The sequence below is a fragment of the Vibrio paucivorans genome (assembly GCF_054053395.1).
This window is the reverse complement of sequence record NZ_CM133230.1, coordinates 353,141-379,368: the sequence shown is the minus strand read 5'-3', so window position 1 is coordinate 379,368 and position 26,228 is coordinate 353,141. Positions and strand designations below refer to the sequence as shown.

The window sequence follows — 26,228 nt, the reverse complement described above, 5'->3', positions numbered from 1 at the left end:
CTAGCTACCTTTTATCGCATCTAACATTCCCCACATTGGCAGGAAAATACCCAGCGCTAGAATCAACACCATGCCCGCAACAATGACTAATAAAATAGGCTCTATTCGAGCTGTCAGTGTCTTAAGATCATAGTCTACTTCTCGCTCATAGAAATCAGCGACTTCCAGCAATAATTCATCAATACGGCCAGTTTCTTCACCTACCGAAATCATTTGAATCACGAGCGGCGTAAAAATCTCACTGTTAATTGCGGTCGATGAGATTGCTGTACCCGCTTCAATCGCTGCCTTCATTTCCAATAATCGGCCTTCTAAGAACTTGTTGTCCAAAGCTTCCGCCGACAGGGCAAGTGATTGATTTAGCGGTACCCCCGCTTTAAGCATCAATGCAAAAGTGCGAGAAAAACGAGATAGCTGTGCGCGATTGACTATGTCTCCCACAATCGGCATTCGTAGCCTAAACCGGTCCCAACGTTCCCTACCTTTCGCTGTATTCACCCAAGCACGAAAAGCAAACATCAGCCCAACAATTACTCCGATCATAACTGTCCAATAATTCACAAAGAAATCAGACATACCAATCAAAATTCTCGTTGGTAACGGTAAATCAACCCCAAATCGGGCAAACATACTAGAGAACTGTGGAATCACTTTCACGTTCAATATAAACAAAGCGATGACAATAAAGCTGATCACAAAGGTTGGGTAACGCATTGCCGTTTTGATTCGTTTGCGAGTTTCCACTTCCTGCTCGTAATAGCTCGCTAACTGCATCAAAGCTTCATCGAGTCGACCTGTGTTTTCCCCCACGTTGATCATAGAGACAAACAACGGGCTAAATACCTTAGGATGGAGCTGCATTGCTCCAGAAAGACTGCGACCATTTGTCAGCTCGGTCACGACTTCTTCAAGCGCTTCTTTCAGCTGCTTATTAGCACAGTTTTGCGTTAACCCTTTCATCGAACGCAGTAAAGGTACACCCGCTTTGGTTAAGCTGAACAACTGGCGACAAAATATCACCAACACTTCGAGCGGAACTGCAGGAGTAATCAAAGTTTTCAGGTCAAGGTCGAACGAAAAGCCTTTTCCTCCCACCACAATGGAGGTGGGTATAACGCCTTTATTCATTAGAGCTTCTGCAGCAAGCTCCTCCGTAGGCGCATCAACTTGCCCCGTTGCTTTGCTGCCATCTAAATTGCGACCTTGGTATTGAAACGTTGGCATACAGTCCCTACATCAGAATCGCTTGGCTTATGCCAGACGAATCCCCTTCTCCAAGGTTCATAACTTCATCAAGACTCACAACCCCCTGAAGAGCCAGCTCCATAGCAGAAGCCAGTAACGGTTTATAGTCTTTACAGTTTCGGGCCGCTTCAGCAAACCCTACCGCGTCATTAGCCCGTAATGCATCCATCATGTCATGCTCTAATTCAAGCATCTCGAACACACCGATACGCCCTCTGTAACCGGTTAAGTTGCAGTTTTGACAACCACTACCCTTCACAAAACCAGACTCCGTTTGGTTTGGGAAACGTACCGATAACCACTGCTTACGTGCATCATCAATATTGTCGCTTGTCTTACAGTCTGGGCACACTTTACGCACTAAACGCTGTGCCACTACCGCTCGGACGGCACTTGCAACAAGATAACCCGGCGCCCCCATGTCCATCATACGAAGCGCACTGTCTACCGCATCGTTAGTATGCAAAGTACTCAGCACTAAGTGACCAGTTAATGCCGCCCGTAGCCCAATCTCTACAGTTTCCTGATCTCGCATCTCACCGACAAGAATGATATCCGGATCTTGACGTAGGAAAGTTCTTAAAACGCTAGAAAAGTCCAAGTTGATCTTTGGATTAACCTGTACTTGGTTAACACGTGGTAGGCGGTACTCAACCGGATCCTCAGCAGTAATGATTTTTTTACCTGGGGAGTTCAATTCACTCAACGCACCATAAAGAGTGGTAGTTTTACCCGAACCTGTTGGACCGGTGACCAGAATCATCCCATGTGGGCGTCTTAACTGACGGCGGAGCTTCACAAGTAAGTCATCCGGTATGCCGGATTCTTCAAGTTTACGAATACCTGAAGACTGGTTTAGCAAACGCATTACCACCGATTCACCAAACTGAACTGGCATGGTCGACATACGAATATCAACCGACTGCCCTTTAGCTCGGATATTAAAACGACCATCTTGTGGTAAACGTTTTTCAGAGATATCCAAATTAGCCATAAGTTTGAGACGCAGAACAAGGGCAGAGGCGATATTAACTTCATTCAGTAAGGTTTCATGCAAGACACCATCAATACGTTGGCGCAAGCGCAGAACATTGGCATCCGGCTCAATATGAATATCAGACGCACCGACTTGAATAGCATCTTCAAACAAAGAATTGATCAGTTTTACAACCGTGACTTCATCGCTGTCTTCTTCCGTTGCCGTCAATTCGAACGCGTCATTCACTTGGTGCTCTGCTTGCAACTGCTCAGCAAATGAAGCGATTTCTTTAGTGCGGCGATAGTATCGATCAAACCCATCGACCAACTGCTTTTCTGGTGCGATGACAAATTCAAGACCATATTGTGGCAACTGGCTTAATAATGCCTCTTGAGCAAATAGATCCGCAGGATCACTCATTGCAATACGTAACGTGTCACCATTGCGGCCGATGACTAATGCTCTCAATCGACGAGCATGTACTTCAGGGAGTATTTGGACCGCATCGACGTCAATAGCTGCACGGCCAAGATCAATAAGCGGTAGAGAAAGCTGCTGAGAAAGAAAGCTCAGCATCTGATGCTCAGATAAGAAACCTAACTCAATGAGAGTCGCACCGAGCTTTCGCCCAGTGCTCTTCTGAGCACCTAGAGCTTGCTCGACCTGAGCTTCAGTAATAATACCCTCTTCAACCAATAAGTCCCCGAGGCGTTTACGAAGTTTAATTTGCACTACTGGTATCCTCTAAAGACTGAAGAAGTTTCAAACGGTCTTGGGCAAAAGTTTGCGACTGACGCGATAAACCTACATTACTCAATGCTTGCTGGTAGGAGGTTTTAGCCTGAGACATCTCCAAATTTCTTTCTTGTTGAATGGCAAGCCCTAACCACCAACGTGCATTGTCTTCTTGGATCAAAACCAACTGCTGATAAGTTTCTAGGGCAATTGCATCCTGCTTTGCACGCTGGGCAAGCGCGGCTCTTAAAGACAAATACTCTAGGCTTGGGTTATCTGGTAAATGAACCAACGGTGTTAGAGCGGCTTCTTGCTGGCTCTCTTTCACCAGCATTTTGCTCAGCGCAATACGTAAGGTTTCCCCATCTTCGTTGAGCTTAATGCCCGTTTGCAAAATATCGAATGCTTTGCGTGCGTTGCCTTTACCGTAATACAAGGCAGCTAGACGCTGGCGGGCATTTTCATCATACGGGGTATAGCGAAGCGCTTCGGTGTAATTACGAAGCGCTTCATCAACATTATTGCTATCAACGGCTTTTTTAGCTCTTTCTAGCGCCTTGGCAGCGAGTTGCTTTGGAGTGAGTTCGACTTGTTCCACAATCATATTCGACGACGGCTGCTGGCTCGACACTTTAGCCACTAACATCGGCTTTTTGGGTTCAACCTTTGGAAGATCATTACTCTTAGCTGCAATCGACTTTGGCTGAACGACAATATCCGTTTTAGTCGGGGCTTGCTTAACCGGCTTAACTACTTCAGGCGTAAAAATCGTCGCACTCGGTTCAGTGATCATTTTCGACGTTGGTGAGTCTGTCAGAGTGACCTGAGTAGTCACTTCGTTTGGTGTGACAACCTGCGAGGAAACAAGCTCAACTGAAGTGACCACAACCTGTTCGGCCTGCTGTGAAACCGCCCAACCTCCCATAGCTAAGCTCAGTGCAAAGCCAACAACGATCCAAGGCAAAACTGAACGTTGCTTGATGTTAGCCACTTGCGCCTTTTCAATACTTGCCGCGGCTTCACTGTCTTTATTCGCCAATTTAGAAAGCGCCTGATTTATCGCACTCATTAATCACTCCAACCCCATAATACCGGGGATTTAAACTTGGGTTTGCTACAGTCAAAAGTGTCGTGAATTGCACTATAAATATGGTTGTTGTTGATGTTTTTTGCTTGCGCACTAAACGCTGCAATCAAAGATTTGTGACAGATTTGATTGATTAAGCGTGGGTTGCCTAAGCTAGCACGCCAGATGGCTTTTTTTTGGCTGAGCGTGAAAAGGCTAACTTGACATGCACTTTTATGCAGTCGGCTATCAATGTAAGTCACACATTCCGCTACCGTCAGAGCACGAAGTTTGGCGTTAAATGTAATTCGCTGACGAAATTGCCTTAGGTGGTGTTGCTCTAGGCGCTCATCAAGCTCTGGTTGACCAAACAAAACGATATGTAATAGCTTTGCTTGCTCTGTTTCTAGGTTGCCGAACAACCTAAGCACTTCTAATGCTTCATCCGATAACGCTTGAGCCTCATCTACAATCACAACCACTTTCTTACCCGCTTGCGACAGAGCAATCAGTTGGCTTTGAATATCATCCACAATGGAAGTGCTATCGAGCACTTCAACACCTAACTCACGAGCAACGGACTGGCGAAGCTCATGCCCAGAAAGGGCTGGGTTGGGCAGATAAACCAGTTGAATATCTTGTTTCAGTTGATTGATCAGCATACGACACACCATCGTTTTGCCAGCACCAACCTCACCTGTCACTTTGATAACACCTTCGCCCATATCGAGCGCGGCGATGACAGTTTGAATCGCCTCATAATGTGGCTCTAACCCCAAAAATAAACTGGTATTTGGGGTTAAATGAAATGGATAGCCATCAAAACCAAAGTGCTCTATGTACATAAAGCTTATTGAGACTCTTCTTCAGGGAACCACTCTTGGAGTAAATCACGTGAACGGCCGAGTTCTTTTTGCCAGGTGTTAACCCCAACAACCGTTGGCTTCAGTAGAATAACCAGTTCTGTTTTTTGAGTTAGCTCAGTGGTGTTGCGGAATAAGTGACCAAGCGCAGGGATATCACCAAAGAACGGGACTTTTGATACTTGATCATAAGTGCTCGACTTCATCAAGCCGCCAATCACCACAACATCGCCATCGCGAGCTCGGATAACCGAATCTGATTCTCGAATTGAGCTTTGCGCTAATGGCAAAGTGATCACATCGGTTTCACTGCCATAGCGTATCTCTTTCATCTGCTCTTCAACTTCGATAACTGCTGGGTGAACATGCAACAGCACATTTCCTTCATCGTCAATTTGAGGTGTAACATCCAACGAAATGCCAGAGAAGAAAGGTGTCAGTTCAAAATCAGGAGCAGGTTCTGAGTTATCACCAGAGCCAACTACGCTAGAAAAATCTGTTACGTAATACTCATCAGTACCGACTTTTATTACTGCTTTTTGGTTATTAGCTGCTGTCACTCTTGGGCTAGACAGCACATTCAAATCCCCTTGAGTATCCATAAAACTCAACACGGCACTAAAACTACCATCGGAAATGGTCACGTTCGTCTGCCCATTCAATAAACTCCCGATGGCATCTAAACCAGGTAGGGTCGAGGTCGTATCACCCAAACGGTCAATGACCACTTTTCCATCTCCCATGGAAATATTGGACCAATTAATCCCCTGTTGATAGCCATCACTTAGGGTAACTTCCAGAATTTTGGCCTCAAGGACAACCTGACGCTGTAGCCTTTCTTGAGAAATACCCAAGAAGTTTCTCACTTCTCGAATTTCATTCGGATATGCACGCACCGTAATTACACTTGCTTGAGGAGTCACGACTACACTACGCCCATCACCTTGGCCCACCAACTGCGATACAGCAGTCTGCAATTGAGGCCAGAAATCACTTTCACTCGTGGTCTCTATTTCAGTACCACCTCTGGAAGTCGTGGAGCTGTTTGACGAGCTATTAGAAGAGGAACTCGAAGAAGAGCTGGATGAAGATGACGAATTATTTGAAGAGTCATCCGTATTGGTAATAGTGCCAGTGGTAATTGCAGTGAGTGAGCGCCCACTGCGCTTAAGCTGTAGATAGTCGACAGGAATCGTCACAGTACGTAAACCGGCAGGGTAAACTTGGATAACTTTACCTTTACGCTCGACATCATATCCGTACATATCTTGTACAACGGATAACACTTCATCCAAGGTAACATCGGTCAAATTGACTGTGATACGCCCTTGTACTGATGGATGAATGGCGACACTAAACTCCGTGCCTTTCACTAAGCTAGTAAAGAAGGCTCGTGCATCTACATCGTCTGCCCGGATACGAAAACGCTTAACGGTTTGAGTAGAACTTAAGCTTACACCATCAATATCTGGCATAAGGTCTGCTTCAACAGAAGGCGGTAACTCTTGTAAGTTACGGCTGTTGGTCTCGTTAATCGCTTCATTTAACGCTGCTTTCGCTTCTACAGGATCACGATGCCCCATAGAACAACCTGCTAGCGAGGCGATGGTGATAGCCAATACAATTTTACGCATGAGTTGCTAATACCCTAATTTTTAATATCTAACGAGAAAAGTTCTAAATTCCATTGCTTACTGTCGCGAGCAACTGTGACAACTTCATCGGTAATACGAGTAACTTGATAACCATTCACTCTATCGCCACTTTCCACCACAGTATTGTTCAATGTCGCGTAACATGAGTCACTTTTCACACAAACAATACTGTTCAAAGTTGGTAGTCGATACACCACTTTCTTCTTCGCCGAAGGCTGTGTTGAGTTAGGTTTTTCCCAGCCCAGTGGCGCTGTAGGGTCCTGGGACGCATACCCTAAAGGTGCAAGTAGTGCTAATACGAAGGCAAAGTATCTAACCACCTATAAACTCCTTACGTGCGCCTAATGTATACACTTCCATAATAAGCCTAGCCTGAGGATATTCCTCTACTTGGTATTGGAAGCTACGCCAGTAGTATTTTAATGGTAGGCTCTCTAGCGCTTTGAGGTACTCCAGAATATCAAAGTACCTACCAGTTAATTCAATCCTAACTGGGTGAACAAAGTATCCAACATTGGTGCTGTTGTTCTTACTTATCGACTCAGCGCCCATAGATTCAAGTGAAACCAAGTGAAGCTTGTCACTTTTGGCCAATACATTTTCCAGCAATTCACTCATTTGGGTGGGTGAAATTAGTCCTTCAACGGCCGAAGAAAGCTCTCTTGATAGCTTCTGGCTTTCACTGAGCAGCTTCTTCAATTCCGTATTTACTTCCTGATCAGGATCTTTTTTCAGCTTAGCGGTTAAGAGGAGGATATCTCCTTGTAAATTCTGCGCTTCCAGTTTTTTTGCTTGAATTTGTTGCTTTTGGGAAGCAACAGATTGCATCGCTGGCTCAAGAAGCAAAGTGAACACTCCAAGCACTACCGCTACTAAACCACATAAGCTAATCAGCCACTTTTCTCTTTCAGAAAGCGCTGCGAACTTCTCACAAAGTTGGTGCCAAGCTTGCTTCATCGATTCACATCTCCACGAGTCGATAATTCAAAAGTAACCACATCGCTTTCATTTCGGCCTATCTTTAATTTTTCGAAAGTGCGCCCAACGAGATCAAGTTCGCGCTTAAACTGATTGATCCAATTCGGCACTGTTTTAGCGTCACGCGCTAATCCTTGTAAGTCTAGCTGGTTGCCACCGATATAAATTTTACTGAGAGATATGTCTTCACGCCCCAGTTTCGCCAATGAAGACATCACACCGGAATACCCCTGCTGTAAAGAACGATCGTAATCACCAATCGCTTGTAGCGAGTCTTGTTTAGCCTGTATTTCCAATTTGAGTCGCGCGATCGCAGCCACTTTATCTGGTGAAGGTAAATGTGCCCCTAGCTCTTTTTGTAACTTGGCTTTCTCTCCACTCAGTTCGCTTGCCTGCGACTGATATACCTTCAATTCACTTGAGAGCTGGCTAGATTGGTACTGGAAATAAAATGAAGTCACTAGAAGCAGTGTGGCGGAAATCCCCCAACAAGCGGCAACATTCTGGAAAGTAAAATAATCTTTCTTAGGGCGAAGGTGGCTTGGGTATAAGTTAATATTTCCATCTGGCAAGTCGAGTGTTGCAGCGGCTAGTATCTCACCCGATAACAAAGGCTCCTCAATTAAAGGCGTCACCTTTACGTTCAAACGTTCATCAAGCGCTTGAACAAGTTCGCTTTGTTCTTCGTCATCACAACACACTTTAAGTAGGTGCAGTGGTGCTCCTTTGAGCTGAGAGGATAAGTAATCTACTGAACGTTGCAGCTCCAATGCCATGCCGTCAAGCTGAAGAACCGAGCTAGCCACGCCGGTTAGAGGTGCGGTTACATTTCGAATCGTACGATGAAAAACACTTCTTCCATCTTGGTAGGCACTAATTTTATAACTACCCTGCCGACTACGTTGCAATAGAAGAAAGCTCAGGGGTGTTTCCCCAGCATTACCCCAAACATCATCTTCAACCAAGATAGAGCCTAACTTACAGCTTATCGCCGACAGGCCCTGAACAAGCTCTAAAACCAGCGCTTTTTTCACCACATGCGCTTGGATTTTATTGTTACCCGGTAAATGAAACGCATCAGCCACTATCTCTGTCACTTTTTCAGTAACAAGATCTTTTAGCAGGAAAGGCAGTCCTACTGACCACTCTTCTTGAGGTAGATTTGGCGTATCTAATTGATAGGTTTGATATAAGTTGGAGTTAAGAACAATATTGAGCGTAACACCTGAAACATGATGCTTTTTAAGTTCATCGAAAAGGAGAGATTGCCAATTACCGTTTTCTAGCTTAACACTCTCTAATTGGGTTTCGCCAAATTGAGAAAAGTAGATTGCGTCAGGCTGTATAACCGCATACAAACTAGTATCTGCGGCTGCGGCTGGTTTTAATTTTTCAATGAATGCTTTTATGTTCATTTGGCCATTTACTTTACTTCTTCCGCCAGCGATTTCGTCGCCCTGGCTTAATCTGACTTACAGTAGCTGTTGGCTTAGCCTCGACTACCGGTTGCTCAAACAGGTCATATTCTGCTTCAAACAAACGCCCTTGGAAACCATGTATACCAAGATCAATGAGAGTTTGTTTCTCTGCTTTCGTTTCAACTCCAACAGCAATAACTTTGGTCTTGCTGCCACTGCAAGCTCCTAAGATACTTCGTACAAATAACTGATTTTCATCGCGTTGATCGATACGCTTTATCAGGCTGCGATGTAACTTCAAATAGCCCACTTTCAAATCTTTTAGATAGTGAGTACTAACTATTGTTCTTCCCGCTTGGCCAACGATGACCGTACACCCTAAGCCAGTCAACATTTTGACGACTGGCCGCATGTAATCTAAGTGTTTAACTAGGCGTCCTTCAGCGAATTCTATAGTTAATCGTGCCCGCTGCTGTGTGGTCAGTTGTAACAACTCATTTCTAAACCATTTGAAATATTCTTTACTATCAAAAGGTTCAACATGAAGGTTTATAGAATAACATATTTTTTCTTGGGACAACTTCACATATTGCACCATTTTCAAAAATACAGAACGATCAACGATATTTTGATATCCGACAGATTCTATCGCGGCATTAAATCTTGACGCTTTTAGCAATCCCTTTTCAGGATCATCTATTCGTACGAATGTTTCGAGGTGAAGCTTATCTAGATTCCCATCTTCAAGTAAGTAGCATGACTGAACGAATATTCTGATCTTCTCGACCGTCAACACCTGATCGAATAAAGTTCTCCAACGAACACTTCCGCGATCTTCCTGAACAACGTCTACCTTATTAAATTTAGTCCAAGTATTGATCCTTTGTAACTGCGCACTTTTTACCGCGGTCTCAGCTTCATCCATAATCTTGCCTTGGCGTTCACCTTCCCTGAACATGGTCACTCCCATATGACACCAATTATCCCGCTCTAGTGGAGCGGGTGGATCTAGCTTCTCCAGCTGCTTCATACAGCTGGATGCAATATGCGACACTTCTTTATTATTTTGATGCGGGAGAAATACGGCAAAGTCTGATTCGTAATAGCGAGAGAGCAACACATCAGGATAACGTTGAATGACGTTGGATAGAGCTTCACCGACTTCGACCACGAAGTCATTAGCGACTTTCAAACTGCTCGAATCTTTGATGTCATCCCAATCATCAATCCGAATAAGCAATACACCACCATGTGATCCGCTTTCGTGCAGCACCGATTCAAGCTTGCTGTCAAACAGCACTCGGTTAGCAGTACCCGTTAATTTATCGAGGAAAGTTTGAGTGCGAATGAAGGTATCAAAACGACTACGCTCTTGCCTTGCATCTTGGAGTTCTTCAATTAAAACATCCAGCGCTTCACTGGCGGTATAAGGCCACTCTTTTAAGTCACCTTTAGCATACTGCTCTACCCGCCCAGCTAAGATCATTCGCCCTCGCTCCTCTAACAATTCAGAGCCTAACAACTGCTCTTTCAGCCACTTGACCCCTCTCACCAAACAAAAGGTGATCAAAGCAAAAGCGAGCGTGATTGACCATAGCGCTTCAAATGAGTAGCTATATCCTAGATAGGGAGGAACAGCTTTAAATACGATTCGATAGCCACTATTGCGCTCAAGAGAATATTCTTTTTCATACAGCCGAGTGGCGTCTACACGTGAAGAGGTATCTTTAAAGCGATAGATCATGCCAGCATTAGAGTACAGCCGCATTTCCACAATATTGGAAGCTTGCAGCATCTTGGGCATCCAACGCTGCATTGAATAGGCTGCATCTGGATCTTCCATTTCTTTATCAACCACTTCGACTATGCCGTCTAGGTAATGATGAAGATATTCTTGACCAATTCTCTTAAAGGTAAGCGTACCGCCGACAAATAAGATAAATGTCGCGCTGACCACAATTATCGTGACAAAGGCAACTAAACGGGTGCTTAGCTTTAAGGTAGGGGTATACCTCATCGAATCAGAATTCCTTTTCCAACATGTTTCAAGAATTTACCGTGATAATCCGTGGCAACAATAAAATCACCACAATATACAAACTATATAAAAAAGCCGCGGAATCCGCGGCTTTTTTTGATATTTATTAGTTTAGAACGGGATGTCGTCATCAAAATCCATTGGTGGCTCATTGTATTGTGGCTGCGCTTGTTGCGGAGCTTGCTTTTGAGCCGGTTGTTGATGCTGTTGAGCTGGCTGATGTTGCATCGCTGGTTGCTGAGGCTGTCCCCAACCACCTTGTTGCTGAGGTTGACCGCCCATGCCTTGTGGTTGACCTCCACCTTGACCACGACCACCTAGCATCTGCATCACGCCGTTAAAACCTTGAACAACGACTTCTGTTGTGTAACGGTCCTGACCGCTTTGGTCTTGCCACTTACGAGTTTGTAACTGACCTTCAACATAAACTTGAGAACCTTTACGCAGATATTCGCCAGCAACTTCTGCAAGTTTGCCGAATAATGCCACACGGTGCCATTCCGTTTTCTCACGCTGTTCGCCAGTCGCTTTATCACGCCATGACTCCGACGTCGCAATGGTGATATTTGCCACAGCACCGCCACTTGGCATGTAACGAATTTCAGGGTCGTTACCTAGGTTACCCACTAAAATAACTTTGTTTACTCCACGGCTTGCCATGTTTTGCTCCGTCTTAATCTTTGAGTCTTGCTTAAACAGCGCAATAGAATAACACGCTTTGTACTCATCACAAATCGGATTCCCGCTTTGTATTTTACTCCACTAGGTCCACTCGTCTTACACAACAATTTTTTAGAGCGCCCACAATACTCTATCGCACTGATAGATCACTTGATTACCTACAAATATGAAACTAGGCGCAAATCATTGGTATTAAATAGCACTTTGCAATGAATTGCTTCATTTTGTTGCTCAACTAATAGAATAACGATGCAAGGACGGCATTATGAGGAAAGCAGACTACACCAGAACAATTTATTTCTTATGTAGAGACAAGAGGTTAGATTACCCTGAACTAAATCGTATTGAGGAAGCGCTCGCGATTGCTCTTCCCAAAATTGAACCCCATGAACTCATGGAGGCGAACCCACGCCACAAACACAAGATATTACTCATCGATTATCAAACCCATAAAGAACTGCGCCAGCAAGTGCGTAATTTACCTTTACAGGACAAAAATTATGAGACCATTATCTTCAACGTGAACAAACGCCTAACAACAGACGAACTGATTACTTTCGGTAATTTGAAAGGCCTATTTTACAGCTACGATAAAATTGCAGATATTGCACGTGGGTGTGGGGAGATCATCAATGGTCAAAATTGGCTGCCAAGAAAAGTCACCAGCCAACTTCTTCATTACTATCGCCACGTCGTCGACAGCAATACAGCTCCGGTCACTGTTGATTTAACCTCTAGGGAGCTGCAAATTCTTCGCTGCTTGCAGACTAATGCATCGAACAATCAAATCGCCGAAGGGCTTTTTATCAGTGAATTTACCGTAAAATCCCATTTGTATCAGATTTTCAAAAAACTCTCTGTTAAAAACCGAGTACAAGCGATAGCATGGGCAAATCAAAATTTGGCGTCTTAAATTTGCTACAAATGCCAAATACTCTATAACTCCACCGTTCGTACACCATTTATTCATCAAAAGAATGCTATGGTGGCGACGGATTTTTTATATGGAATTACATAGGTTTTAACATGATTAAGAAGTGTCTTTTTCCCGCTGCAGGTTACGGTACTCGCTTTCTACCTGCTACCAAATCAATGCCCAAAGAGATGATGCCGGTTGTCAACAAACCATTGATTGAATATGGTGTAGAAGAAGCAATTCAAGCTGGTATGAACGGCATGTGTATTGTGACAGGCCGTGGTAAGCACTCAATCATGGATCACTTTGATAAAAACTACGAACTTGAACACCAAATCAACGGTACAAATAAAGAAGAGTTACTGGTTGATATTCGTGAAATTATCGACAGCGCTAACTTTACCTATATTCGTCAACGTGAAATGAAAGGCTTAGGCCATGCAATTTTGACAGGTAAAGAACTGGTTGGTGATGAACCTTTCGCAGTAGTACTCGCCGATGACTTGTGCGTGAATGAGCAACAAGGTGTCTTAGCCCAAATGGTTGCACTGTATAAGCAGTTCCGCTGCTCCATCGTTGCCGTTCAAGAAGTGCCAGAAGACGAAACCCACAAGTACGGTGTTATCTCTGGTGAAATGATCAAAGATGATCTTTACCGTGTAGACGATATGGTAGAAAAACCAGAGCAAGGCACTGCACCAAGCAACCTCGCTATCATTGGCCGATACATCCTCACTCCTGATATTTTCGACCTGATTGAGCAAACTGAGCCAGGTAAAGGTGGTGAGATCCAGATTACCGATGCTCTATTAAAGCAAGCGAAGTCAGGCTGTGTTTTGGCATACAAATTCAAAGGCCAACGCTTTGACTGCGGTAGCGTAGAAGGCTACATCGAAGCCACAAACTACTGCTTTGAAAATCTGTATCTAAAAGACGAGAAAAAATCTGAGCTAGGTAAACACGCAACTCAGAAAGAAAGCTAATATTAGACTCTCGCCTAATATCTTCATACGAAAGCTGCTCTCGAGCAGCTTTTATTTTACTGTTTTTTTATCCAGTATTTTCTTTGCACAATTCTCACACTATGTAATACTTGGCACACTTGCGATTACATAGAGCAGAGAAGATGGATAAAATAGAAGTACGCGGTGCCCGCACTCACAATCTTAAAGACATTAACCTAACTATTCCTCGCGACAAACTCATTGTCGTCACTGGATTATCCGGCTCTGGTAAATCTTCTCTGGCTTTCGACACTTTATACGCAGAAGGGCAACGTCGTTACGTCGAGTCACTGTCAGCTTATGCTCGTCAATTCTTATCGCTAATGGAAAAGCCTGATGTCGATCATATTGAAGGACTTTCCCCAGCAATCTCTATCGAGCAAAAATCAACATCGCACAACCCACGTTCTACTGTTGGTACTATCACTGAAGTCTATGACTACCTGCGTTTACTTTACGCAAGAGTCGGTGAGCCTCGCTGTCCAGAACACAAAACACCACTGGCAGCGCAAACTATCAGCCAAATGGTCGATAAAGTTTTGGAGCTACCAGAAGGTTCGAAACTGATGCTACTGGCGCCTATCGTCAAAGAGCGTAAAGGTGAACACGTTAAAACTCTAGAGAACCTTGCAGCGCAAGGCTTTATCCGAGCTCGTATCGATGGAGAAACCTGTGATCTTTCCGATCCACCGACCTTAGAACTACACAAAAAACACACCATAGAAGTCGTGGTTGATCGATTTAAAGTGCGTAATGATCTACAGCAGCGCCTAGCCGAATCGTTTGAGACAACACTGGAGCTGTCTGGTGGTATTGCCGTGGTATCACCAATGGATGGTGATGGCGAAGAAATTGTTTTCTCTGCCAATTTCGCCTGTCCACACTGTGGCTACAGTATGCAAGAGTTAGAGCCACGCTTATTCTCATTTAACAATCCCGCGGGAGCATGTGGTACATGTGATGGATTAGGCGTGCAACAATACTTCGACCCAGACCGAGTGATTCAAGACGAAAAGCTCAGCTTAGCCGAAGGAGCTATTCGAGGCTGGGACCAGAAAAACTATTACTATTTCCAAATGCTGACCTCATTGGCTAAGCACTACGACTTTGATCTCAATACGCCATTCAATAAGCTGCCTAAAAAGACACGAGATATCATCTTAAAAGGCTCAGGGCGAACCGAAGTAGAATTCCAATACATCAATGATCGAGGTGATATTCGCGTAAAGCGTCACCCATTTGAAGGTATTTTGAATACTCTAGAAAGACGCTACCGAGATACTGAATCTAACTCTGTACGAGAAGATTTAGTTAAATACATCTCAACAAAATCTTGTTCTAGCTGTTCAGGCACTCGCCTACGCCTTGAAGCACGAAATGTCTTTATCGGTGATACCACACTGCCAGAGATCGTTGAACTCAGCATTGCTGATGCTCTAGCTTTTTTCCAGTCTCTAAAGTTGGATGGTCAGCGCGGTCAAATTGCCGAGAAGGTAATGAAGGAAATCAACGACAGGCTAAATTTCTTAGTCAATGTTGGTTTGAACTACCTAAATTTATCGCGTAGTGCAGAAACATTATCAGGCGGTGAAGCGCAAAGGATTCGTCTTGCTAGCCAAATTGGTGCAGGCTTAGTCGGCGTTATGTATGTCCTTGATGAACCTTCAATAGGACTTCATCAACGTGATAACGAACGCCTATTAAAAACCCTTACCCATCTTCGCGATTTGGGTAACACCGTATTGGTTGTCGAGCATGATGAAGATGCTATTCGATGCGCTGATCATGTGATTGATATTGGCCCTGGAGCAGGCGTGCACGGCGGTAATGTTGTAGCCGAAGGTACCACGGATGAAATCATCGCTAATCCGAACTCTTTAACTGGGCAATATTTAAGCGGTGCCAAAGAAATTTCATTGCCCGCTGAACGCACGCCAATGGATGCTAAAAAGACCGTTGAACTAGTAGGCGCAACAGGGAATAACTTAAAAGATGTCACCCTTTCTCTGCCAGTCGGTTTATTCAGCTGTATTACTGGCGTTTCGGGCTCAGGGAAATCCACGCTGATCAACGATACCTTCTTTAAGATTGCTCATACCCAACTAAACGGAGCAACAACAGCAGTCCCTGCCCCATACAAAAAAATAAAAGGGCTAGAACACTTCGATAAGGTAATCGACATTGACCAAAGCCCAATTGGCCGTACTCCACGCTCCAACCCAGCAACTTACACGGGCATCTTTACACCAATCCGAGAACTGTTTGCCGGTACTCAAGAATCTCGCTCACGCGGCTATAAACCAGGTCGATTTAGCTTCAACGTTCGTGGAGGCCGATGTGAAGCGTGTCAGGGTGATGGTGTAATTAAAGTCGAAATGCACTTCCTTCCTGACGTGTATGTACCTTGTGATATCTGTAAAGGTAAACGCTATAACCGCGAAACACTTGAAGTTCGATACAAAGGTAAAACGATCGATGAAGTCTTAGAGATGACCGTCGAAGATGCTCACGATTTCTTTGCGCCAGTTCCTGTCATTGCTAGAAAACTCAAGACCTTGGTTGATGTTGGTTTGTCGTATATTCGACTGGGTCAAGCAGCTACCACACTTTCTGGTGGTGAAGCTCAGCGAGTCAAATTAGCAAGAGAGCTATCAAAACGTGATACAGGGAAAACGCTTTATATCTTGGATGAGCCTACTACCGGCCTACACTTCCACGATATTCAACAACTACTGACCGTACTACATCGCCTGCGAGACCATGGCAACACTGTGGTCGTCATTGAACATAACCTCGATGTGATCAAAACAGCAGATTGGATAGTCGATTTGGGGCCAGAAGGCGGACAAGGTGGTGGTGAAATCATTGCTCAAGGTACCCCAGAGGATGTTGCTCAGGTCGAGGGCTCTCACACGGCACGCTTCCTTAAGCCTATGTTAAAATAGTAAAAAGCGTTAAAATGAAGAAACCAGCATTCATTGCTGGTTTCTTTTTATAATGAAGTGAGAGCGATGGCGACATTACATGTAAGCGGTACTCAACTAGAACCCAAGGCCCCTGAAGTTCCAATGAACAAGCCATTTATGGCGTCTTTGGCTGTTATCTTTTTAGCTGCCATGCACTTCTTTATGCCTAATCCCGGAGGCTCTGGCTTAGCACTTTCATTCAATGCTGTCGTTTGGTTGTTCTTTAGTATTTCTCTGTCTCTTGGCCTTTATCAATTCGCAAACAACCAAGCATTGCGCTACTCCAAACTCACCATTGGTTTACTGATTAGCTGTTTGCTCATGACGCTACCGTTGATTTACCTCAATGTCGGCCAACACCTACCACTTGGCCGATTAGTCGGTTTGTGGGCTGGATTTACTTTCTTTGTTGTATTGCAGCAATTTCAGTTCAGTAATAAACACAAACAACGCTTGTTGTGGTTCATCGTACTTGCTGTTGCTATCGAAGCACTGATTGGCTACTTCCAGTATTTTTTCCTTCAGCCTGGTAATATGTTTGGCTACGACGCCATAAAAAACCGCCCCTACGGCATTTTTCAGCAACCCAATGTCATGGCGAGTTTTCTAGCCACAGGTTTGGTCGTATCTGGATATTTACTTGCCAGACAACCAAACAAATATAACCAATTTAGTGATGTTACTGTTCTCTACATTATGCCGTTGCTAGCCGTCCCTCTGTTGGTTGCGCTTGGCTCTAGAACGGGCTGGTTGGCAGCAATAGTAGGAACAGGGCTGCTACTACCCTACCTGTTTAAGTTTTCAACCAAAAAGCGCTTCTGGGGATGGACATTATCAGCGGTGGCTGGAGTCCTTTTGGGATTTTTAGCTGTGTCAGCCCAAGATGGAGCAGGCCTAGTATCCAGTAAAGTGGATCTAGACAGCCCTCGTCGTTATACCTTTCCGCAAACTCTGGATATGGTGATTGAGAAACCATTTACTGGTTATGGCTACGGTAACTTCGAATCAGAATATGTGCTTTATACCGCTCGTCAGCATCAATTAAATAGTGATTACAAACCTGCGCTTCCAGCGATGGACCACCCACATAATGAGTTACTTTTTTGGGCTGTTGAAGGAGGGCTGATTCCTGTACTTGGCATTTTACTGGCTGCTGGTCTGGTACTTGCCCGAATCTACTATGCTAAAAAGGGAACACGATTGGCGATGTTCTCGCTGTTTGTTCCAATAGTACTGCACTCTCAACTCGAGTACCCATTTTATCATTCGGCTATTCATTGGCTGATTTTCATTATTTTGCTTTTCTGGGTAGACCAGCGCGTAGCTAACTATAAGCAAGTAAAATTCAGCCGATTTAGCAAAAGCGCACTTAGAGTGACAACACTTATCCTGCCGTTATTGACTGCGTTTTACATGTTGAGTGCTTTGCACACCAATTACATTCTCACCAAGTTTGAAAAGTCTCGTCCTAAAAACCCTGATATTTTAAATCAAGTCACCAACCCAGTGGTTTGGAAAGATAGGTTTGACTGGGATGTCTACAGCACGTACCTAAATATAGGGCTGTACAAAGGCGATCCTCAGTTGATCATCCCTTATATCAACTGGTCACTTGAAATAATTAAGCATAAGCCGCGCCCAGCGTTCTACAGCAATTTGATCCTCGCTTATCAAGGGTTAGGGGATGACAGCCGCGCTCAGCAAATTAAAGCCGAGGCTGAGTTCTTATTCCCTGATACAGACTTTTCCAAACTGAACTACGTGCTACCTTCGAAGGCTAAGTCAGCCCCCAAGGAAACGAGCGCTGCGAAAAGCACTGGGAAAAAAGAATAAAATGAAAAAGGGCGATGTACTATATAAAGTCAATCGCCCTTTTGATTGGCTAGCTATTGCTCTATTGCTCTATTGCTCTATTGCTCGCTGAGTGACTCTTCAAGTGCACGTAAACACAAAGACACATTTTCATTGCGGGCGCCATAACCCATTAAACCAATTCGCCACGCCTTGCCAGCAAGCGCGCCAAGTCCCGCACCGATTTCAAGGTTGTAGTTTTCAAGTAAATCTGCGCGAACCTTAGCTTCATCGATACCTTCAGGAATATAGATCGCATTCAGTTGCGGTAAGCGACTACCTTCTTGAACAACAAACTTGAAGCCCATTTTTTCGAGCCCAGCTTTCAACTTATCGTGCATAGCTTGGTGTCTCGCCCACGCTCTCTCTAGCCCTTCATTGTGCAGAATCACTAGAGACTCATGCAATGCATATAAACTATTAACAGGAGCGGTGTGGTGGTAGCTACGTTTGCCCTCCCCACTCCAATACCCCAATACTAAACTTTGATCCAAGAACCAGCTTTGTACCGGTGTCGTTCTAGACTGGATTTTCTCTATCGCTATAGCAGAGAAAGTCACTGGCGATAAGCCTGGCACACACGATAAACACTTTTGACTACCCGAGTAGACAGCGTCGAGCTGCCACTCATCCACTTTGAGTGGAACTCCTCCCAATGACGTTACCGCATCAACAATGGTTAACACGTTGTGCTGCTTGGCTAATGCGCCGAGCGCCTCGGCATCAGAAAGCGCACCTGTCGAAGTCTCTGCATGCACAAATGCCAATATCTTAGTATCAGGATTGTCATTCAGCGCCTGTTTGACTTTATCCACACTAACAGGAGCCCCCCATTCGTCATCAACCATTACGGCTTCACCACCAGCGCGCACCACATTCTCACGCATACGTTCACCAAATACGCCATTACGACAAACAATGACCTTGTCGCCAGGCTCAATCAAGTTAACGAAACACGCTTCCATACCAGCACTACCCGGCGCAGACACAGCGATAGTAAAATCATTGTCCGTTTGGAAGGCATACTTTAGTAGCTGTTTGAGTTCATCCATCATTTGGATAAACAGCGGGTCTAGATGCCCGACTGTCGGTCTGCTTAGCGCTTGTAGAACCTGAGGTGAAATATCTGAAGGCCCCGGCCCCATTAAAATACGGTGTGGGGGAATAAAACTTTGAATCGACATAAGGGCTCCTTGCATACAATGGTGTAAACAACCACATTAATCGAGAATCAACCCAACGGCAATTCGACTCTAGTCTTGAGGTCAAACCAGTGTCACAAATTTGTTAACAAAATCTTTCACTCCAAGCAGGGCGTATTGACCTTTCGTGATTCAATTTTGGCCGAACCCTTTGGGCAGCACTTGTTGCTGCAAAAATCAGCTCGAAAGTGCAGCATGCCCTAATAAACGATTGACAAAGATCGCACAAACACGTTCAATGAATGAGCTTTATGCAGAAGAGGAGCACTGCCCAGGCAGGTGTTTTGTGGAGCCACAACTCCAATACAAAACATTGATGGGGAGCCGTGCCGAGACAATTCTAAGTTGCGGATTAGAATTGTCGGTTAAGAGGGCTGAATCCCCTTAACTGTCGCTAGCCCTGTCTAGTGAAGAGCTTCTGAGGTTTCAAATTCAAATCTAACACCTCTCTTTTTGCTCTAATACTCTCTTCAACATCGGACGTTAGGTTATCTGTTTATAACCAACTGTAATTATTTTTAGGAAGTCGTGGGAGAAATGCTGTGAGCGCATTCAATGTCGCCAAATTTGGTGGAACCAGTGTAGCCAACTTTGAAGCAATGAGCCGTTGTGCCTCTATTATTGAGAACAATCCAAACACTAAGCTTGTGGTCAGCAGTGCCTGCTCAGGGGTAACAAATCTACTGGTCGAGCTCGCTAATGGAGTTCAAGATCAGGATAAGCGCCAACAAGTGCTCGAAAAGATCAATGCAATTCATGAAGATGTACTTGCACAGCTAAAAGAGCCACAAGAAACAAAGCAACAAGTACAAAGCATTTTGGACAGTGTGGCTAGCGCCGCTGAAGCTGCGTCATTCCAATCCAGCAAAAAACTGACCGATCACTTAGTTGCCTGTGGTGAGTTGATGTCGACTTACTTGCTGACCCAATTAATGAAGGAAAGGGGCATTAACGCGGTACGCTTTGATATTCGAGATGTGTTAAGAACAGATGGCAATTTCGGCAAGGCAGAGCCTCAGTTAGCCGATATCTTTGCTTTAGCACAAGAAAAACTTGTCCCGCTTTGCCAAAACTATGTCGTTATTACACAAGGGTTTATCGGCAGTGACAACGAAGGCAACACAACAACCCTAGGTCGAGGTGGTAGTGACTATAGTGCGGCGCTGATAGCAGAATCAGTACAAGCTGCTGGGCTAGAGATCTGGACAGATGTACCAGGGATTTATACGACTGACCCACGCATTGCACCGAAAGCTTCACCAATCCCAGAGATAAGCTTTAGTGAAGCTTCTGAAATGGCTAACTTCGGTGCTAAGATCTTGCATCCTTCTACGCTCGTTCCAGCTCTTCGCCATGACATCCCTGTGTTTGTCGGTTCTTCAAAAGAGCCAGAGAAAGGTGGCACTTGGATTCGTCATCAAGTCGAAAGCTCACCACTATTTAGAGCCCTTGCGCTTCGCTGCAACCAGACAATGGTAACGCTGCGCAGTGCAAACATGTTCCACGCGTACGGCTTCCTAGCCAAAGTTTTTGAAATCCTAGCCAAACATAAAATCTCGGTCGATTTGATCACCACTTCTGAAATCAGTGTGTCACTCACGTTAGATCAAACTGACACATCTGGTGGCGCACCAGAGCTTCCAGAAGAAGTACGAAAAGAGCTAGAAGAGCTATGTAAAGTCGATGTTGAACATAACCTTTGCTTGGTGGCTCTTATCGGTAACAACATGAGTGAAAGCAAAGGATACGCAAAACAAGTCTTTGGAACGCTAGAAGACTTCAATTTACGCATGATCTGTTACGGTGCTAGCCCGCATAACTTATGTTTCTTACTCGATGAGTCAGAGTCAAAAGCGGCAATTCAGAAGCTGCACTTGGAACTGTTCGAGCAATAGCCTCATCTCGATAGTAACTAAACTAAAAAGAGCAGCCTTTCGCTGCTCTTTTTAGTTTCGCTATCTGCCCTTATAACAAGAACAAGCAGGCTAGAAAATCGAACGGCCAATTCGCTCTGCAAGCAACTCTAACGCTCTTGTACCCGCTAACGAGTTACCCGAAGGGTCAAGCTCTGGAGACCAAACCGCTATGGTCATTTCTCCAGGAACGACAGCGATAATTCCGCCACCTACACCCGATTTCCCCGGCATTCCGACTCGATACGCAAACTCCCCCGCCCCATCATAGAGCCCACACGTTGCGAGCAAAGCATTAAGTTGCTTGGTTTGAATTGGGGTAATGATTTGCTTGCCTGTTTGAACTGATGTGCCCTTGTTGGCTAAGTAGCTAAAAGTCTTAGCAAGGTCAACACAGCTCATCTTCAATGCACAGGCATGGAAATAATTATTCAGCACAGGGATCACATCGTTGCTAAAGTTGCCAAATGAGCGCATTAGATAGGCGATCGCCGCATTTCTATCACTATGTAACATTTCTGAAGCCGCAACGATTTTATCGTAAGTGATATGGGTATCACCGGACAGCTGGCGGACAAACTCAAGTAATCGCTGCCTAGGCGCAGATAAGCGGCTGTGCAGTAAATCTGCGACTACAATCGCTCCTGCATTAATGAATGGGTTACGCGGTATCCCCTGCTCCATCTCTAGCTGAATCATCGAGTTAAACGCTTGACCAGAAGGCTCTTTGCCCACTCTTTGCCAAATCTCTTCAGGTTTGTATAGCACCATTGCAAGCGTAAGGCTTAATGCTTTAGAAATCGATTGGATAGAAAAGGCTTCGTCCGCATCACCAGCTTTAATCACTTCACCTTGATTGGTATAAACAGCAATAGCCAGTTTTTGATTTGATACTTTCGCCAGAGCCGGAATATAGTTGGCTACTTTACCTTGACCAATAAGCGGCCGAACTTCTTGTAGGATTTCAGTCAGTATTGCGGGTGTCGGTTTCATCTTTGACCTGTCATTTTTTTATTATCGGTATCTACTGCCCTAAAGGGCAAAAAAGCCAACATTAGCAAATGTCGGCTTTCAAAACTAATCAAGATATCAGTGCTTTTTAGCTTACGCGGTACGCTTATATTTGATATCCCACACACCGTGGCCTAGGCGGTGACCACGTGCTTCAAATTTAGTCAGTGGACGCTCTTCAGGGCGAGGAATAAAGTCACCATCTTGCGCGATGTTTTCGAAGCCTGGTGCTGCGTTCATCACCTCAATCATATGCTCCGCATAGTTTTCCCAATCGGTCGCCATGTGGAAAATACCTGTTTCCATGATCAGCTTCTGGCGCACCATCTCTGCAAATTCGGCTTTCACAATGCGACGTTTATGGTGACGAGCTTTATGCCAAGGGTCTGGGAAGAAAAGCTGTAATGTATGTAAGCTGTTATCTGGGATCATGTGCTCAAACACTTCGACTGCATCGTGGCACATTACGCGAAGGTTTGTGACACCAGCATCGCGAGCTGAAGCTAGGCAAGCGCCAACACCAGGGCTATGCACCTCAATACCAAGGAAATTTTTCTCTGGGGCATTCTTTGCCATTTCGACTAGAGAAGCGCCCATACCAAAGCCAATTTCAAGTACCACAGGGTTCTCGTTGCCGAATACCTGTTGCCAATCCAAACGTTGTGGTTGGTAATCAATACCCATTGTTGGCCAACATTCATTCATCGCATTTTCTTGGCCTTTGGTTAAACGACCTTCGCGACGAACAAAGCTACGTATTTTACGTACCAGTTTGCCGTCTTCTGTGTATTCATTAGTGGTTACTTCACTCATTGCTCTGCCTGTATAAATTTTGCACTTGCCTCAAAGGGCTTGTGATTATCCAAAGAATCGCCTTGGGTGCAAGTTTTATCTACCCAAATCCCACACAATTTGTCTGTTTTACATCCAGCGCTAAGTGTGGTGCAATTTTGCCCCAAATTATAATAGATATTAGAGTAAGTCGTGACCCCTTTTGCACAGGCCATATTACAGTGGTATGACGCCTACGGACGTAAAGACCTTCCGTGGCAACAAAATAAAACAGCCTACAGTGTTTGGCTGTCGGAGATCATGTTGCAACAAACTCAAGTTGCCACCGTCATACCCTACTACCAGCGTTTCCTAGAACGCTTTCCAACCGTCATCGATCTGGCTAACGCACATCAAGACGAAGTTCTTCATCTATGGACTGGGCTCGGCTATTACGCGAGAGCACGCAACCTGCATAAAGCAGCACAAATTGTCGCGGTAGAATATAAAGGCGAGTTTCCTACCGACTTAGAACAAATGAATGCCCTACCTGGGATAGGCCGTTCGACAGCGGCTGCGGTCTTATCATCTGTGTATAAAAAGCCTCACGCAATTCTAGACGGGAATGTTAAACGCACCTTAGCTCGCAGCTTTGCTGTGGCTGGTTGGCCGGGACAAAAGAAAGTCGAGAACGCACTTTGGGAAATTGCCGATCAGCATACTCCACAGATTGATACCGATAAGTATAACCAAGCCATGATGGATATGGGTGCCATGGTGTGTACACGAAGCAATCCTAAGTGCTCGCTTTGCCCTGTAGAAAGCTTCTGCGTAGCCAAAAAACAAGGCAACCCTCTTGATTACCCTGGCAAAAAACCAAAGAAAGACAAGCCCGTAAAACAAGCTTGGTTTGCCATGTTACATCACAACAACCAAGTCTGGCTCGAACAACGCCCACAAAGCGGCATTTGGGGTGGGCTATTTTGCTTCCCTGAGACCGCAAATGCCGATATTCAGCCGCTGTTAGATAACCGCAATGTCAATGACGACTCCATTATCAAACAAACGCAGCTTATTGCATTCCGCCACACATTCAGCCATTACCACCTAGATATCACGCCAATTTTGGTGGATGTATCAAAGCAGCCAGACATGATAATGGAAGGTTCGAAAGGTCTTTGGTATAACTTATCCCAACCTGAAGAGATCGGTTTAGCCGCACCAGTAAAACAGCTGCTGGAAAGCCTACCGTTTGAACTTCAATAGTCATTATGAGGAAACATTATGAGCCGCACCGTATTTTGTGCTCGACTTCAGAAAGATGCTGAAGGTCTAGATTTTCAACTTTACCCTGGCGAACTAGGCAAGCGCATCTTTGATAACATTTCTAAAGAAGCTTGGGGGCTTTGGCAAAGTAAGCAAACTATGCTAATTAACGAAAAGAAACTCAACATGATGGACCCAGAGCACCGTAAGCTACTCGAAGCAGAAATGATTAACTTCCTATTCGAAGGGAAAGACGTCCACATTGAAGGCTATACGCCACCAAGTGAGAAGTAACCACTGCATCCGTTAATCGAATGACATCATAGCCTGCTGTGATGTCATTTTGTTTTATCCGCTCCTCTCCAATTTGTCATCGAAAAAAGTGACATTGAAATTAAGCGACATTGCAAAAACGTAATAATAGGACCCTATGAAAAAGCTAGCGTATTTTTTAACGACACTACTGCTTGTTGGCTGCAGCCGAGAATTCGTTGAAAGTATCTACGACGTCAATTATGAGCCCACCAACCGTTTTGCAAACAACCTTGCCGAGTTGCCCGGCCAATTTGCCAAAGACACGGCAGCGCTTGACGCTCTCATTAGTAGCTTCTCCGGCAACATTGAAAAGCGTTGGGGTAGCCGAGAAATCAAAGTCGCCGGTAAAAGTAACTACGTAAAGTACATCGACAACTATCTCAGTCGTGCAGAAGTTAACTTTTCTAGTGGTAAGATCACAATCGAAACAGTCTCACCAACTGAGCCGAAAAAGCACCTAAAAAACGCGATCGTCACGACTTTGCTCACTCCAGACGATCCGGCAAGTGTCGACCTATTTTCTTCTAAGGACATCACTCTTGAAGGTCAGCCATTCCTTTATGAGCAAGTCGTAGACCAGGATAAGAAACCCATTCAATGGTCGTGGCGCGCAAGTCGCTACGCGGATTACTTGATCGAACACCAACTGAAAGTCAAAGAGGTCGATTTCAAAAAAGCCTACTACGTTGAAATCACCATGGTGGAAGAACAAGCTGAGATTCGAAGTTATAAGTACGCAGATATTGTTCGAAGAGCATCGAAACGCTACGACATCCCAGAAGATCTCATCTACGCGATCATAAAAACCGAAAGTAGTTTTAACCCGTATGCGGTTAGTTGGGCCAATGCTTACGGGCTGATGCAAGTGGTACCGAAAACAGCTGGCCGTGACGTGTTTAAATTGGTGAAAAAGAAGCCTGGAGACCCGACACCGGAATATTTGTTTAACCCAGAAAACAACATTGATACCGGCACTGCCTATTTCTACATCTTGAAGAACCGCTATCTAAAAGACGTGAATCACCCTCTTTCGCTCGAGTACAGTATGATTTCTGCTTACAACGGTGGCACTGGCGGTGTGCTAAACACCTTTGACCGCAATAGCCGCTCGCGGGCAATGAATAACCTCAATTCTTTACAGCCAAATCAAGTTTATTGGGCTCTGACTAAAAAGCACTCAAATGCAGAAGCAAGGCGATACTTAGAAAAAGTGACCAAATTTAAGAAAGATTTTAATGCGGGTAAAAGCTAATGGGCAATATTGTCTAAATTCGCAGCAGTTAACCACTTTTTTGAATTTTTTTCTAAAAACAAGTTGACGCGGAGGCGGAAAATCCGTTTAATAGCGCTCCGTC

General features: G+C 44.7%; 21 protein-coding genes and 1 riboswitch. Of the genes, 8 read left to right on the top strand and 13 right to left on the bottom strand.

Going from position 1 to position 26,228, the window contains the following annotated elements:
- The 10 genes from ACXABW_RS01870 to ACXABW_RS01825 form a co-directional block, all read right to left on the bottom strand.
- Positions 1-1,224 (bottom strand): type II secretion system F family protein, encoded by a 1,224-nt coding sequence (locus tag ACXABW_RS01870; protein ID WP_252029299.1) that lies wholly within the window; start codon positions 1,222-1,224, stop codon positions 1-3.
- 7 nt (positions 1,225-1,231) lie between these two features.
- Entirely contained in the window at positions 1,232-2,956 is a 1,725-nt protein-coding gene (locus tag ACXABW_RS01865) for a GspE/PulE family protein (protein ID WP_252029297.1), read from the bottom strand.
- Complete coding sequence (locus ACXABW_RS01860; protein WP_457523722.1) at positions 2,946-4,028, bottom strand: tetratricopeptide repeat protein; 1,083 nt, start codon at positions 4,026-4,028, stop codon at positions 2,946-2,948. The genes ACXABW_RS01865 and ACXABW_RS01860 overlap by 11 nt, the downstream gene beginning before the upstream one ends.
- Complete coding sequence (locus ACXABW_RS01855) at positions 4,028-4,870, bottom strand: ExeA family protein (RefSeq protein ID WP_252029293.1); 843 nt, start codon at positions 4,868-4,870, stop codon at positions 4,028-4,030. The genes ACXABW_RS01860 and ACXABW_RS01855 overlap by 1 nt, the downstream gene beginning before the upstream one ends.
- Before the next feature lie 5 nt (positions 4,871-4,875).
- A complete protein-coding gene (gene mshL / locus ACXABW_RS01850) occupies positions 4,876-6,522 on the bottom strand; it encodes a pilus (MSHA type) biogenesis protein MshL (RefSeq protein ID WP_457523720.1) in 1,647 nt (548 codons plus the stop codon).
- A gap of 14 nt (positions 6,523-6,536) precedes the next feature.
- Positions 6,537-6,863: an MSHA biogenesis protein MshK gene (locus ACXABW_RS01845; RefSeq protein ID WP_457523719.1), complete on the bottom strand. Its 327-nt coding sequence runs from the start codon at positions 6,861-6,863 to the stop codon at positions 6,537-6,539.
- Positions 6,856-7,500: a type II secretion system protein GspM gene (gene gspM / locus ACXABW_RS01840; RefSeq protein WP_457523717.1), complete on the bottom strand. Its 645-nt coding sequence runs from the start codon at positions 7,498-7,500 to the stop codon at positions 6,856-6,858. The genes ACXABW_RS01845 and gspM overlap by 8 nt, the downstream gene beginning before the upstream one ends.
- Positions 7,497-8,936: an MSHA biogenesis protein MshI gene (locus ACXABW_RS01835; RefSeq protein WP_457523716.1), complete on the bottom strand. Its 1,440-nt coding sequence runs from the start codon at positions 8,934-8,936 to the stop codon at positions 7,497-7,499. Before ACXABW_RS01835 ends, gspM begins: the two co-directional genes overlap by 4 nt.
- 13 nt (positions 8,937-8,949) lie before the next feature.
- Positions 8,950-10,956, bottom strand: coding sequence for an RNase E specificity factor CsrD (gene csrD / locus ACXABW_RS01830; protein ID WP_457523715.1), 2,007 nt, complete (start codon positions 10,954-10,956; stop codon positions 8,950-8,952).
- A gap of 132 nt (positions 10,957-11,088) precedes the next feature.
- Positions 11,089-11,637 carry a single-stranded DNA-binding protein gene (locus ACXABW_RS01825; protein ID WP_252029281.1) on the bottom strand — a complete coding sequence of 183 codons (549 nt, stop codon included), beginning with the start codon at positions 11,635-11,637 and terminating at the stop codon, positions 11,089-11,091.
- 286 nt (positions 11,638-11,923) lie between these two features.
- Between ACXABW_RS01825 and ACXABW_RS01820 the strand changes: the two genes are divergently transcribed.
- The 4 genes from ACXABW_RS01820 to ACXABW_RS01805 all read left to right on the top strand — a co-directional run bounded on the left by ACXABW_RS01820 (position 11,924) and on the right by ACXABW_RS01805 (position 18,377).
- Positions 11,924-12,571, top strand: coding sequence for a LuxR C-terminal-related transcriptional regulator (locus tag ACXABW_RS01820; RefSeq protein WP_265686212.1), 648 nt, complete (start codon positions 11,924-11,926; stop codon positions 12,569-12,571).
- Positions 12,572-12,684: 113 nt separating this feature from the next.
- A complete protein-coding gene (galU, locus tag ACXABW_RS01815; RefSeq protein WP_457523714.1) occupies positions 12,685-13,557 on the top strand; it encodes a UTP--glucose-1-phosphate uridylyltransferase GalU in 873 nt (290 codons plus the stop codon).
- Between the two features lie 143 nt (positions 13,558-13,700).
- On the top strand, positions 13,701-16,523 hold the full coding sequence (gene uvrA, locus ACXABW_RS01810; protein WP_457523712.1) for an excinuclease ABC subunit UvrA: 2,823 nt from the start codon (positions 13,701-13,703) through the stop codon (positions 16,521-16,523).
- A 66-nt stretch (positions 16,524-16,589) separates the two neighbouring features.
- Positions 16,590-18,377, top strand: coding sequence for a PglL family O-oligosaccharyltransferase (locus tag ACXABW_RS01805; RefSeq protein WP_457523710.1), 1,788 nt, complete (start codon positions 16,590-16,592; stop codon positions 18,375-18,377).
- 77 nt (positions 18,378-18,454) lie between these two features.
- On the opposite strand, the gene ACXABW_RS01800 is transcribed toward ACXABW_RS01805, so the two are convergent.
- Positions 18,455-19,579 (bottom strand): pyridoxal-phosphate-dependent aminotransferase family protein, encoded by a 1,125-nt coding sequence (locus tag ACXABW_RS01800; RefSeq protein WP_457523709.1) that lies wholly within the window; start codon positions 19,577-19,579, stop codon positions 18,455-18,457.
- Between the two features lie 267 nt (positions 19,580-19,846).
- Positions 19,847-20,023, top strand: a riboswitch (Lysine riboswitch).
- Between the two features lie 116 nt (positions 20,024-20,139).
- Between ACXABW_RS01800 and lysC the strand changes: the two genes are divergently transcribed.
- A complete protein-coding gene (gene lysC / locus ACXABW_RS01795) occupies positions 20,140-21,492 on the top strand; it encodes a lysine-sensitive aspartokinase 3 (protein WP_457523707.1) in 1,353 nt (450 codons plus the stop codon).
- A 90-nt stretch (positions 21,493-21,582) separates the two neighbouring features.
- Here the strand turns inward: lysC and glsB are convergent, their stop codons facing one another.
- Both glsB and trmB read right to left on the bottom strand, forming a co-directional pair.
- A complete protein-coding gene (gene glsB / locus ACXABW_RS01790; protein ID WP_457523706.1) occupies positions 21,583-22,503 on the bottom strand; it encodes a glutaminase B in 921 nt (306 codons plus the stop codon).
- A gap of 111 nt (positions 22,504-22,614) precedes the next feature.
- Positions 22,615-23,334 (bottom strand): tRNA (guanosine(46)-N7)-methyltransferase TrmB, encoded by a 720-nt coding sequence (gene trmB / locus ACXABW_RS01785; protein WP_265686801.1) that lies wholly within the window; start codon positions 23,332-23,334, stop codon positions 22,615-22,617.
- 171 nt (positions 23,335-23,505) lie between these two features.
- Between trmB and mutY the strand changes: the two genes are divergently transcribed.
- The 3 genes from mutY to mltC all read left to right on the top strand — a co-directional run bounded on the left by mutY (position 23,506) and on the right by mltC (position 26,125).
- Entirely contained in the window at positions 23,506-24,558 is a 1,053-nt protein-coding gene (gene mutY / locus ACXABW_RS01780) for an A/G-specific adenine glycosylase (protein ID WP_457523704.1), read from the top strand.
- Between the two features lie 18 nt (positions 24,559-24,576).
- Positions 24,577-24,852 (top strand): oxidative damage protection protein, encoded by a 276-nt coding sequence (locus tag ACXABW_RS01775; protein ID WP_457523702.1) that lies wholly within the window; start codon positions 24,577-24,579, stop codon positions 24,850-24,852.
- 136 nt (positions 24,853-24,988) lie between these two features.
- A complete protein-coding gene (gene mltC / locus ACXABW_RS01770) occupies positions 24,989-26,125 on the top strand; it encodes a membrane-bound lytic murein transglycosylase MltC (RefSeq protein ID WP_252029264.1) in 1,137 nt (378 codons plus the stop codon).
- Positions 26,126-26,228 lie beyond the last annotated feature (103 nt).